Origin of the sequence: Cupriavidus sp. HPC(L) (assembly GCF_000307735.3) — a bacterium.
Taxonomy (GTDB): domain Bacteria; phylum Pseudomonadota; class Gammaproteobacteria; order Burkholderiales; family Burkholderiaceae; genus Cupriavidus.
Genome location: NZ_AMPR02000056.1, coordinates 1 through 11476, shown reverse-complemented (window position 1 = coordinate 11476; position 11476 = coordinate 1). Strand labels below are relative to the sequence as shown.

The window sequence follows — 11476 nt, the reverse complement described above, 5'->3', positions numbered from 1 at the left end:
AGGCGCCGGCTCAGTCCTCGATCACCGCGTTGGTGAAGACTTCCTGCACGTCGTCGAGATTTTCCAGCGCGTCAAGCAGCTTCTGCATCTTGACGGCATCGTCGCCGCTGAAGCTGACTTCGTTCTGCGGCTTCATCACGACGTCGGCGACCTCGGCCTTGAAGCCGGCCGCTTCCAGCGCCGCCTTGACGGCGCCGAAGTCGTTGGGCGGGCAGGTGACCTCGATCGCGCCGTCCTCATGCGTCACGACGTCGTCGGCGCCGGCTTCGAGCGCCGCTTCCATCAGCTTGTCCTCGGGCGTGCCCGGGGCGAACAGGAACTGGCCGCAATGCGTGAACATGAATGCCACCGAACCCTCGGTGCCCATGTTGCCGCCGTGCTTGGAGAAGGCGTGGCGCACTTCGGCGACGGTACGGGTGCGGTTGTCGGTCAGGCAATCGACGATGATCGCGGCGCCCGACAGGCCATAGCCCTCGTAGCGGATTTCCTCGTAGCTGGCGCCTTCCAGACCGCCCACGCCGCGCTGGATCGCGCGCTGGATGTTGTCCTTCGGCATGTTGGCGTCCGTGGCCTTGTCCATGGCCAGGCGCAGGCGCGGATTGGAGTCGGGATCGCCGCCGCCAAGCTTGGCGGCAACGGTGATTTCCTTGATCAGGCGGGTCCAGATCTTGCCGCGCTTGGCGTCGGCGGCGGCTTTCTTATGCTTGATATTGGCCCATTTGGAATGACCGGCCATGTTTCTCTCCGAGGCGGAACAGGTACGCGAGGCGCGTGCAGCGCGGCAAGGGCAGCATGGCCGACGGTTGGCGGCCGGGCCGGCGGACGTTCGAAGACGCCCACGGCTTGTTGCGATGCACGCGCCGGGTGATGGAATCATCAGCGGCAGGCCATGACTGCTGGCAATCACTGCTGGATATAATCAGCCCGGGATTTTATCACGCGCCCCCGCGCGCCAGACCGCCGGCCCGGCCCTTGCCGTGCCGGTGCAAGGCGGCCGGAATGGCGCAACACCAGCCGCACCATCGCTTCATCAGCGCATCGTCATCGCCTCGTCATCCACCGGAGCCCCAGCATGGCCGACCCCATCGTTATCGCCAAGAACGCCCAGCACGAACTGGCCCTGCTGCCGCAGATGGGCAATCGCCACGGCCTGATCACCGGCGCCACCGGCACCGGCAAGACCGTGACGCTGCAAGCGCTGGCGCAGGGCTTTTCGCGGCTCGGCGTGCCGGTCTTCATGGCCGACGTCAAGGGCGACCTGACCGGCATCTCGCAGCCGGGCCAGCTGTCCGACAAGCTGGCCAGGCGGCTGGCCGACCTGGGCCTGCCCGAGCCGGTCTGGGGCGCCTGCCCGACCACGCTGTGGGACGTGTTCGGCGAGAAGGGCCATCCGGTGCGCGCCACCGTGTCCGACATGGGCCCGCTGCTGCTGTCGCGGATGCTCGAGCTCAACGACACCCAGCAGGGCGTGCTGAACCTGGTGTTCCGCATCGCCGATGCCAACGGGCTGCTGCTGCTCGACGCCAAGGACCTGCGCGCGATGCTGCAGTACGTCGGCGACAACGCGTCGCAGTTCACCACCGAGTACGGCAATATCTCGGCCGCGTCGATCGGCGCGATCCAGCGCGGCCTGGTCGCGCTCGAATCGCAGGGCGCCGACGTGTTCTTTGGCGAGCCGATGCTGAACCTGGACGACTTCATGCAGACCGACAAGGGCCTGGGCATGGTCAATATCCTGGCCGCCGACAAGCTGCTGCACGCGCCGCGGCTGTACGCGACCTTCCTGCTGTGGCTGCTGTCCGAGCTGTTCGAGAAGCTGCCCGAGGCCGGCGACCTCGACAAGCCGAAGCTGGTGTTCTTCTTCGACGAGGCCCATCTGCTGTTCAACGACGCGCCGAAGGCGCTGCTCGAGAAGATCGAGCAGGTGGTGCGGCTGATCCGTTCGAAGGGCGTCGGCGTGTACTTCGTCACGCAGAATCCGATCGATATTCCGGACACCGTGCTGGGGCAGCTCGGCAACCGCGTCCAGCATGCGCTGCGCGCGTTCACGCCGCGCGACCAGAAGGCGGTCAAGGTGGCCGCCACGACGATGCGCGCCAATCCCGAGCTGGATGTGGAGAAGGCGATCGGCGAGCTGGCGGTCGGCGAGGCGCTGATCTCGCTGCTCGACGCCAAGGGCACGCCCGGCATCACGCAGCGCGCCTGGGTGCTGGCGCCGGGCAGCCGCATCGGTCCGATCGACGAGGCCGAGCGCAAGCAGCTGCTGGCGTCGTCGCTGGTGGCGGGGACCTACGAGAAGGCGGTCGACCGGGAATCGGCCTACGAGCGGCTCAAGGGCAGGGCCGTGCAGGACGCGGATGCGCAGGCTGGTGCGCGGAACGGCGGGCAGGCAGGAAGCGAGCCCGCGCAGCAGCAGGCCGGCGATCGCGGCTGGCTCGACGAGGCCGGCGATCTGTTCGGCGGACTGACGCGCGGCACCGGGAAGAGCGGCCGCGGCGATTCGATCCTCGAATCGATGGCCAAGTCGGCGGCGCGCACCATGGGTTCGCAGGTCGGTCGCGAACTGATCCGCGGCGTGCTCGGCAGCCTGCTGGGATCGGGGCGCAAGCGCCGGTAGCGAGGAACGTTGCCCTTTCCCCTCGGCCCTTCTCCCGCAAGCGGGAGAGGGGAGAGAAAACCGGGTGGCGCTTCGATGTTCGTGGAACGGACTGCCCTGTCCCGCTCGCGTGAAGCAGAGAAGAAAAAACCGGCGGCGTTTCAACATCTGTGGGGTGGCTCCCTCTCCCGCTTGCGGGAGAGGGTTGGGGAGAGGGCAAGGCGCCTCCCCAACCCCTCCGCCTCAGTTCTTGGTACCGAACAACCGGTCTCCCGCATCCCCCAGCCCCGGCACGATATACGCGTGCTCGTCCAGATGGCTGTCGAGCGAGGCCACGTACAGCTTGACGTTCGGGTGGGCCTTCTGGAAGACCTCGACGCCCTCGGGCGCCGCCACCAGCGCGACGAAGGTGATTGCCTCGTCCTTGACGCCGCGGCGCTTGAGCACATCGACCGCGTGCGCCGCCGAATAGCCGGTGGCGACCATCGGATCGCACAGGATGAAGCTGCGGTCCTCCAGGTCGGGCAGCCGCACCAGGTATTCGACCGGACGATGATGCTCGTCGCGATAGACGCCGATATGGCCGATCCGCGCCGACGGGATCAGCTCGACCAGGCCGTCGCTCATGCCGACGCCGGCGCGCAGCACCGGCACGATGGTCAGCTTCTTGCCGGCGATCACCGGCGCGTCCATGCTGACCAGCGGCGTGTCGATATGGCGCGTCGTCAGCGGCAGGCTGCGCGTGATCTCGTAACCCATCAGCAGCGTGATCTCGCGCAGCAGCTCGCGGAAGGTCCGCGTCGACGTGTCGCGGTCGCGCATGTGCGACAGCTTGTGCTGGATCAGCGGGTGGTCGAGGATGAACAGATTGGGAAAACGCGGATCTTGCTTCATGGCGGGTAGCGGCAGGGCGGGAAGGACGGGGCCTGGATCGGGCGCGGGGTTCGGTCGGCAGGTCGTTGGTGCGGGATTGTAATGGATCGACTCCATGTCGTCCCCGCGCAAGCGGGGACCCAGTGACTTTGCGCCCTGGCGGCGATCAAGACGCTGGGTCCCCGCCTGCGCGGGGACGACATGGCCGCCATCCGATGCCTTTGCGCCTTTTGACATACAATCCTCGCGTCTGTCCGGCGGCATTGTCGGGCGGCAATCCCAAACATTTCCGATGTCATGCCATTGCCGCGCCCGCCTGTCGGCGGCCCTGCGCGGACAGGCTGTTTGCACCATACCCGTGCCCGCTTCCCAGAAATCCCTCGCCAGCCCCGCCAGCGCTTCCGCCGGCGCGCGGCAGCGCACCGGGCTTGCCGTCGCCGCGATCGGCGCGGTGCTGTTCTCCGGCAAGGCCATCGTCGCCAAGCTGATGTACCGCTACAACGTCGACGCCGTGATGGTGATCACGCTGCGCATGCTGTTCGCGGTGCCGCTGTTCATGGCGATCGGCTGGTGGCAGTCGATGCGGCTGCCGCCGCTGTCGTGGAGCGATCGCGCCCGCGTGCTGATGCTCGGCTTCATCGGCTACTACCTGTCGAGCTTTCTCGATTTCCTCGGCCTGCAGTACATCACCGCGGGGCTCGAGCGGCTGATCCTGTTCCTGACGCCGTCCTTCGTCGTGCTGGCGACCGCCTTCGGCTTCAAGCGCCATATCAGCCGCCAGCAATGGATCTCGCTGCTGCTGGCCTATGCCGGCATCGTGCTGGTGCTCGCGCACGACCTCGACGTCAGCGGCAGCCAGGTGTGGCTTGGCGCCGCGCTGGTGCTCGGCAGCGCGCTGAGCTACGCGGTCTATCTGATCGCCAGCGGCGAGCTGGTGGCGCGCATCGGCTCGCTGCGGCTGGTCGCCTATGCGATGTGCGTGTCGACCGCCTGCTGCGTGGTGCAATATCTGGTGCTGGGACGCCCCTGGGGCGAACTGCTGCAGCCGGCGCCGGTGATGTGGCTGTCCGTGATCAACGCGGTGTTCTGCACCGTGTTGCCGGTGTCGCTGACGATGATGGCGGTCGCGCGCATCGGCGCGCCGATGGCCTCGCAGGCGGGCATGATCGGTCCGGTGTCGACGCTGTTCCTCGGCTTCTGGCTGCTGGGCGAGCCGATCACCGTGGTGCAGCTGGCCGGCAGCGCGCTGGTGATGGGCGGCATCTATCTGCTGTCGCGCGGCAAGGCCGCGCGGGCTTGAACACAGGCGTGAATACAAACTAGCGAATCAAGGAGAAGGGAGCATGGATTTCGGACTGCGAGGCAAGCATGCGCTGGTGTGCGGCGCGAGCAAGGGCCTGGGCTTTGCCTGCGCCGATGCGCTGGCCGCCGAGGGCGTCGATGTGGTGATCGTCGCGCGCGGCGCCGAGGCGCTGGACAAGGCCGCCGCCGACCTGCGCGCGCGCCATGGCCGCCGCGTGATCGCGGTGGCGACCGACATCACGACGCCGGAAGGCCGCCAGCAGGCGCTCGACGCCGCGGCCAAGCTCGGCGACCTCGACATCCTGGTCAACAACGCCGGCGGTCCGCCGCCCGGCAACTTCCGCGACTGGAACCGCGAGGACTGGATCGCCGCGCTCGACGCCAACATGCTGACGCCGATCGAGCTGATCAAGGCCACCGTCGACGGCATGATCGCGCGCAAGTGGGGGCGCATCATCAACATCACCAGCGGCGCGGTCAAGGCGCCGATCGATGTGCTGGGCCTGTCCAACGGCGCGCGTTCGGGCCTGACGGGCTTTGTCGCCGGCGTGGCGCGCGAGGTCGCCCAGCACGGCGTGACCATCAACAACCTGCTGCCGGGGCCGTTCAATACCGACCGGCTGTACAAGACGATGGAAGGCGCGGCGAAGAAGGCCAACCTGACCGTCGACGAGGTCGCGCAGCGCCGCGCCGCGCAGAACCCGTCGCGCCGCTTCGGCGACCCGGCCGAGTTCGGCGCGACTTGCGCCTTCCTGTGCAGCAAGCAGGCGGCCTACATCACCGCGCAGAACATCCTGCTGGACGGCGGCGCCTACCCCGGCACCTTCTGAGCGCGCGCATGACGACCACCCCTGTCGCCGCGGTTCCGCCGCGCATCGCGCTGATCGCGCACGACCGCAAGAAGGACGATATCGTCGCCTTCGCCCGCCGTCACCGCGACTTCCTCGTGCATTGCGAGCTGCTGGCCACCGGCACCACCGGCGGCCGGCTGATCGACGAGGTCGGGCTGTCCGTCACGCGCATGCTGTCGGGCCCGTGGGGCGGCGACCTGCAGATCGGCGCGCAACTGGCCGAGGGCCGGGTTGCCGCGGTGATCTTCCTGCGCGACCCGATGACGCCGCAGCCGCACGAGCCCGATATCAACGCGCTGGTGCGCGCTTGCGACGTGCACGACGTGCCGTGCGCGACCAATGTGGCGACCGCCGACATGCTGATCGCCGAGATGCGGCGGCGCGCCGAGGCGCCGGCGGCCTGAGCCGGTGCGGCATCGCCGCGGCGCTTCCATCCGATCATCCCCAAGGAGAACCGAACCATGAGCAAAGCCATCCGCATCTTCGAGAACGGCGGTCCTGAAGTGATGCAGTGGGTCGACGCCGAGGTCGGCGAGCCCGGCCCGGGCGAGATCCGCATCCGGCAGGAGGCGGTCGGCCTGAACTACATCGACGTCTATTTCCGTACCGGGCTCTACAAGCAGCCGCTGCCCGGCGGGATCGGCATGGAAGGCGCCGGCGTGGTCGAGGCGGTCGGGCCGGGCGTCACGCATCTGCGCGAGGGCGATCGCGTCGCCTATGCCGGGCGTCCCACCGGCGCCTATGCGCAGGTCCGCGTGATGCCGGCCGATATCGTCGTCAAGCTGCCGGACGATATCTCGTTCGAGCAGGCCGCCGCGATGATGCTGCAGGGCATGACCGTCCAGTACCTGGTGCGCGACACCTACCGCGTGCAGCCGGGCGACACCGTGCTGCTGCACGCCGCCGCCGGCGGCATCGGCCTGATCGCGTCGCAATGGCTGAAGGCGCTGGGCGCCACCGTGATCGGCACCGTCGGCAACGACGACAAGGCCGCGCTGGCGCGCGCGCATGGTTGCGACCATACCGTCGTCTATACGCGCGAGTCGTTCCTGGACCGCGTCAAGGAGATCACGGGCGGCAAGGGCGTGGCCGTGGTCTACGACTCGATCGGCAAGGACACCTTCAACGATTCGCTGGACTGCCTGGCGCCGCGCGGCACCATGGTCAGCTTCGGCAATGCTTCCGGCCCGGTGCCCCCGGTCGATATCTCGGTGCTGGGCGCCAAGGGCTCGCTGAAGCTGACGCGGCCGACCATCATGACCTATGTGACGCAGCGCGAGCTGCTCGAGCCGATGGCGGCCGAGCTGTTCGACATCGTGCGCAGCGGCAAGGTCAGGATCGAGATCCGCCAGCGCTATCCGCTGTCCGAGGTCGCGCAGGCGCATCGCGAGCTGGAGGCGCGCAAGACCACCGGCTCGACCGTGCTGATTCCGTAAGCTCGTCGCAAGTTGCAACGAAAAAGGGCGCCAGTTCAGTGGCGCCCTTTGTTTTTTTCCTTCGAGGTCAGTGCGGCCTGACCGTGGTCGACTGCGTGCGCATCTGCGCTTGCCGCAGGATGTGCGGCGGCAGGCGCTTCAGGATCAGGTGTACGGCCAGCGGGATCAACACCAGGTCATCGACGATGCCCAGTCCCGCCACCACGTCCGGGATCAGGTCGATCGGCGATAGCGCGTACAGCACCACGCCGATCACCGCCGGCTTGAGCCAGCCGGGCGCGTCCGGATGCCGCAGCGCATGCCAGAGCAGGCGCCCATCGCGCCGCGCGAGCGTCCAAAGCGCCGAGAATCGTTTCCACATGAGAGGCCTCCTTCACACTGTGCACCCGCGGCTCGAAATGCGCGGCACGACAACAGGATAGCTTGGGCCGGTTCGCCGCGGTTCAAGTTCCCGAGGGCGGATGTGGCGAAAGACTTAAAGCAGGAGGGGAGGGTCTGCGGAAGGGAGGGTTTGCGGAAGGGCGGGTTTGCTCCCCTCTCCCGCTTGCGGGAGAGGGAGCAAACAAGCGGCAGAGGTCAGACGTCGGCAGCAGAGGGTCCCGATCAACCCGGAATCTGCCCCTCCACACCCTCGACATAGAACTTGATGCCGTGCAGGAACTTGTCGTCGGCCACCTGGCCTTCGGCGAGCTGTTCCTTGCCGGTGTTGTCCTTGATCGGGCCCTTCCAGATCGGCGCGCTGCCCTCGATGATGCCGCGGCGGCGCTCGGCGACCAGCGCCTTGACGTCCTCCGGCACATCGGCGTTGAAGCCGGTCAGGTCGATCATGTTCTCCTTCAGGCCCCACCAGGTGGTGCCGTTGGTCCAGGTGCCGCTGAGCACGTCGCCGACCACCTTGTTGTAGTAGACGCCCCACGAGATCACCGACGCCGCCAGATGGGCCTTCGGACCGAACTTGCTCATGTCGCTGTCCCAGCCGAATGCGTGCACGCCCTTTTCCTGCGCGGTCTGCACCACGGCGGCGGAGTCGGTGTTCTGCATCAGCATGTCGACGCCCTGGCCGATCAGCGTGGTCGCGGCCTCGCGCTCCTTGCCCGGATCGAACCACTTGTTGACCCAGACCACCTTGACGGTCGCGTTCGGATTGACGCTGCGCGCGCCGAGCGCGAACGAGTCGATGTTGCGGATCACCTCGGGAATCGGCACCGACGCGACCACGCCCATCTTGCCGGTCTTGCTCATCTTGCCCGCGACCACGCCGGCCAGGTACGCGCCCTCATACGTGCGCACGTCGTACTGGGCCACGTTCTCCGCGGTCTTGAAGCCGGTCGCATGCTCGAAGCGGACGTCCGGAAATTCCTTGGCGACCTTCAGCATCGATTCCATGTAGCCGAAGGTGGTGCCGAAGATCAGCTTGTTGCCCTGGCTGGCCAGGTCGCGGAACACGCGCTCGGCATCGGCGGCCGATTCGGGGATGTTCTCGACATAGGTGGTCTTGACCTTGTCGCCGAATTTCTCCTCGACCGCCTTGCGGCCGCGGTCGTGCGCATAGGTCCAGCCGGCGTCGCCGACCGGTCCGATATAGACGAAGGCGACCTTCAGCGGCTCGCCCGCCTGGCCGGCGGCCGGTGCGGAAGCCGCGCCCGGTGCGGGCTGCTCGGCCTCCTTCTTGCCGCAGCCGGCCAGCGTGGCGACCGCCAGCAGCGTGGTGGCGGCCAGCGTCGCGAGGGACTTCCTGCGCGTGACGATCATCGATTTCTCCTTGTGTTGAATGCGCGAATGGACACGCGCGTTGGCTCTTGCTGGAAAACGCTTGCGGGAAATGGGTCAGGCGTTGCCGGGGCGGAATGGCCGTCCCAGCGACGCCGGCATATTGAGGCGGATCCACGCCGGATTGCGCGAGATCAGCGCCAGCACGACGATGGTGGCCGCGTACGGCAGCATCGACAGGATCTGCGACGGCGCGGACACGCCGATGCCCTGCAGGTAGAACTGCAGGATCGTCACGCCGCCGAACAGCCAGGCGCCGACCAGCACGCGGCCGGGCCGCCAGGTGGCGAAGGTGGTCAGCGCCAGCGCGATCCAGCCGCGCCCGGCGACCAGGTTCTCGACCCACATCGGCGTATAGACCAGCGACAGATAGGCGCCGGCCAGACCGCAGCAGCCGCCGCCGAACAGCAGCGCGGCGAAGCGGATCCAGCGCACCGGATAGCCGAGCGCGTGCGCCGACTCGGGCGATTCGCCGATCGCGCGCAGCGTCAGCCCGGCGCGGGTGCGGAACAGGAACCACATGATGGCCAGGCACAGCAGCACGCTGGCATAGACCATCCAGTGATGCTGGAAGAAGGCCGGACCGACGAAGGGCAGGTCGCCCAGCACCGGCACCTTGCTGCCCTGCGCGGGCATTGCATGGCCGACGAAGCGCTGGCCCATGAAGGCCGACAGGCCGGTGCCGAAGATCGACAGCGCGAGGCCCGTGGCGACCTGGTTGGTGGCCAGCACCAGCGCCAGCCACGCGAACAGTGTGGCCATCGCCATGCCGGCCAGCGCGCCGGCGACGAAGCCGAGCAGCGGCGACTGGGTCTGGTAGCCGACCATGAAGCCGAACACCGCGGCGACCAGCATCATGCCTTCGGCGCCGAGGTTCAGCACGCCGGCGCGTTCGTTGATCAAGAGGCCGAGCGCGGCAAGCAGCAGGGGCGTGCCGGCATTGATCGCGGTGGCGACAAGGGGAGCGAATTGTTCCATGAGCGGATATCGGTAGAGCCGCCGGATCAGCGGGCGGCCGCCGCGCGCCAGCGCAGGCGGTGGTCGATCAGGCTGTCGCAGGCGAGCAGGAAGAACAGCAGCATCCCCTGGAACACCCAGCCGATGGCCGACGGCAGGCCCAGGCGCGATTGCGCCATCTCGCCGCCGATATAGAACAGCGACATCACGATGCCGCCGAACACCGCGCCGACCGGATGCAGCCGGCCGACGAAGGCGACGATGATCGCGGTAAAGCCGTAGCCCGGCGAGATCGACGGCAGCAGCTGGCCGATCGGTCCCACCACTTCGAACGCGCCCGCGAGCCCGGCGAAGCCGCCGGAGATCAGCAGCGCCATCCACAGCGAGGCGCGCGCCGAGAAGCCTGCGTAGCGCGCGGCCGACGGCGCGGTGCCGCCGACCTGCAGCCGGTAGCCGGCGAAGCTGCGGAACAGGAACACCGTCATCACCGCCACCAGCACCAGCATCACGGCGAAGCCCGCGTGCAGCCGCGAGCCGGACATCAGGTTGGGCAGCAGGAACTCCGACGAGAACACCCTGGACTGCGGGAAATTCATGCCCTGCGGATCCTTCAGCGGCCCGTTGACCACGTAGAGGATCAGCTGCTGCGCGATGTACGTCAGCATCAGCGAGACCAGGATCTCGTTGGCGTTGAAGCGGTCGCGCAGCAGCGCCGTGATGCCGGCCCACAGCATGCCGCCGGCGATGCCGGCGAGCGAAGCGAGCACCAGCACCGCGACGCCGCTGACCGCATGGCCGGGCACGTCGAACCACAGCACCGTCGCCGCGGCGAAGATGCCGCCGAGGATCAGCTGGCCCTCGGCGCCGATGTTCCAGACGTTGGCCCGGTAGCAGACCGACAGCCCCAGCGCGCACAGCACCAGCGGCACGGTCTTGAGCAGCACCTCGCCGAGCGCGCGCTTGTCCTTGACCGGATCGACCAGGAAGACCTTCAGCGCGGCCATCGGGTCCTTGCCGAGCAGCACGAACAGCAGCGCGCCGAAGGCCAGCGTCAGCGCCAGCGCGATCACCGGCGAGGCATAGGCCATCGGGCGCGACGGCAGGCCGCGCGGGGCCAGCGAAACGGGGAAGGCGAAGCCGAGCGATTTAGCCATGGGCGCGCGCCTCCGCGACGTCATGCCGGCCTTCGTCCTGGCCGCCGGGTCCGCCTTGCCACAGCCCGCTCATCCACAGGCCGATCTGTTCTCGCGTGGCATCCTCGACCGGGATCGACGGCGACAGCCGCCCCTTGGCGATCACGTGCAGCCGGTCGCAGATCGCGAACAGCTCGTCGAGCTCCTCCGATACGACCAGGATCGCGCAGCCGGTCGCCTTCAGCGCCAGCAGCTCGTTGTGGATCTGCGCGGCGGCGCCGACGTCGACGCCCCAGGTCGGCTGCGCGACGATCAGCACGCCGGGGCCGCTCTCGATCTCGCGGCCGACGATGAACTTCTGCAGGTTGCCGCCGGACAGGCTGCGCGCCAGTGCGTCGGGACCGCCGGCCTTGACGCGAAAGCGCTGGATGATCGCGGCCGCGAGCCCGGCCGCCGCCTTCGGCGACACCAGCCCGCGCCGCACATAGGGCGGGTCCTGGTGCGACAGCAGCGTATTGTCGGCCAGGCTCATGCCGGGCACCGCGCCGCGGCCGAGCC

General features: G+C 68.2%; 11 protein-coding genes and 1 pseudogene. 5 read left to right on the top strand and 7 right to left on the bottom strand.

Annotated features, from left to right (window positions below; all coding sequences use genetic code 11):
• Positions 1–10: 10 nt before the first annotated feature.
• Positions 11–736, bottom strand: coding sequence for a YebC/PmpR family DNA-binding transcriptional regulator (locus tag B551_RS04810; RefSeq protein ID WP_006577225.1), 726 nt, complete (start codon positions 734–736; stop codon positions 11–13).
• Positions 737–1072: 336 nt separating this feature from the next.
• On the opposite strand from B551_RS04810, the gene B551_RS04805 reads away from it, so the two are divergent.
• Complete coding sequence (locus B551_RS04805; RefSeq protein WP_023263586.1) at positions 1073–2617, top strand: helicase HerA-like C-terminal domain-containing protein; 1545 nt, start codon at positions 1073–1075, stop codon at positions 2615–2617.
• Positions 2618–2839: 222 nt separating this feature from the next.
• Here B551_RS04805 and upp read toward each other — a convergent pair whose 3' ends face one another.
• Positions 2840–3490, bottom strand: coding sequence for a uracil phosphoribosyltransferase (gene upp, locus B551_RS04800; RefSeq protein ID WP_006577223.1), 651 nt, complete (start codon positions 3488–3490; stop codon positions 2840–2842).
• Positions 3491–3827: 337 nt separating this feature from the next.
• Between upp and B551_RS04795 the strand changes: the two genes are divergently transcribed.
• Genes B551_RS04795 through B551_RS04780 form a run of 4 tightly spaced genes read left to right on the top strand, consistent with a single transcriptional unit; the run spans position 3828 to position 7058 of the window.
• Positions 3828–4769, top strand: a complete 942-nt coding sequence (locus tag B551_RS04795) for a DMT family transporter (protein ID WP_006577222.1) — start codon at positions 3828–3830, stop codon at positions 4767–4769.
• A 43-nt stretch (positions 4770–4812) separates the two neighbouring features.
• Positions 4813–5601: an SDR family oxidoreductase gene (locus tag B551_RS04790; RefSeq protein ID WP_023263585.1), complete on the top strand. Its 789-nt coding sequence runs from the start codon at positions 4813–4815 to the stop codon at positions 5599–5601.
• Between the two features lie 8 nt (positions 5602–5609).
• A complete protein-coding gene (locus B551_RS04785) occupies positions 5610–6026 on the top strand; it encodes a methylglyoxal synthase (protein ID WP_006579829.1) in 417 nt (138 codons plus the stop codon).
• 57 nt (positions 6027–6083) lie between these two features.
• Complete coding sequence (locus B551_RS04780) at positions 6084–7058, top strand: quinone oxidoreductase (protein ID WP_006579828.1); 975 nt, start codon at positions 6084–6086, stop codon at positions 7056–7058.
• A gap of 67 nt (positions 7059–7125) precedes the next feature.
• Here the strand turns inward: B551_RS04780 and B551_RS04775 are convergent, their stop codons facing one another.
• From B551_RS04775 to B551_RS26440, 5 genes and pseudogenes are all read right to left on the bottom strand, one after another.
• Entirely contained in the window at positions 7126–7419 is a 294-nt protein-coding gene (locus B551_RS04775; protein WP_006579827.1) for a YkvA family protein, read from the bottom strand.
• 242 nt (positions 7420–7661) lie between these two features.
• The gene (locus B551_RS04770; RefSeq protein ID WP_006579826.1) at positions 7662–8810 is read right to left on the bottom strand and encodes a BMP family ABC transporter substrate-binding protein; all 1149 of its coding nucleotides are present in this window, start codon (positions 8808–8810) and stop codon (positions 7662–7664) included.
• A gap of 75 nt (positions 8811–8885) precedes the next feature.
• The gene (locus B551_RS04765) at positions 8886–9806 is read right to left on the bottom strand and encodes an ABC transporter permease (RefSeq protein ID WP_006579825.1); all 921 of its coding nucleotides are present in this window, start codon (positions 9804–9806) and stop codon (positions 8886–8888) included.
• 26 nt (positions 9807–9832) lie between these two features.
• Positions 9833–10939: an ABC transporter permease gene (locus B551_RS04760; protein ID WP_006579824.1), complete on the bottom strand. Its 1107-nt coding sequence runs from the start codon at positions 10937–10939 to the stop codon at positions 9833–9835.
• A pseudogene (locus B551_RS26440) lies at positions 10932–11476 on the bottom strand (ABC transporter ATP-binding protein); the annotation flags it as partial. The gene B551_RS04760 and the pseudogene B551_RS26440, both read right to left, overlap by 8 nt.